The organism is Bacillus cereus group sp. BfR-BA-01355 (assembly GCF_022663675.1).
Lineage (GTDB): Bacteria > Bacillota > Bacilli > Bacillales > Bacillaceae_G > Bacillus_A > Bacillus_A thuringiensis_S.
Genome location: NZ_JAKUFY010000466.1, coordinates 1 through 223, shown reverse-complemented (window position 1 = coordinate 223; position 223 = coordinate 1). Strand labels below are relative to the sequence as shown.

Below are 223 nucleotides of genomic sequence, written 5' to 3'. Positions count from 1 at the left end.
TACTACGTAACTAGTTGATTCTGTATCCATTACGTTATGATATAACATCCCTTCCTGTAATGGTGTAAGAGAGTATATATCTTCTATACCAGAAAAATGCGTCTTTAATATCGACAAGTCGGATGTTTCTAAATCATTTGTCGAATAATCAGATGCCGTCTTAATACTTTCCTGTTGACTAGAACAATATTCAACAATTTCAACTAACGTATCCTTGTATAGT

General features: G+C 32.7%; 1 protein-coding gene. It reads right to left on the bottom strand.

Annotation, left to right across the window (positions count from 1 at the left end; genetic code table 11):
- On the bottom strand, positions 1–223 hold a 223-nt coding region (locus MR167_RS33860; protein ID WP_242316314.1), incomplete at both ends, for a hypothetical protein.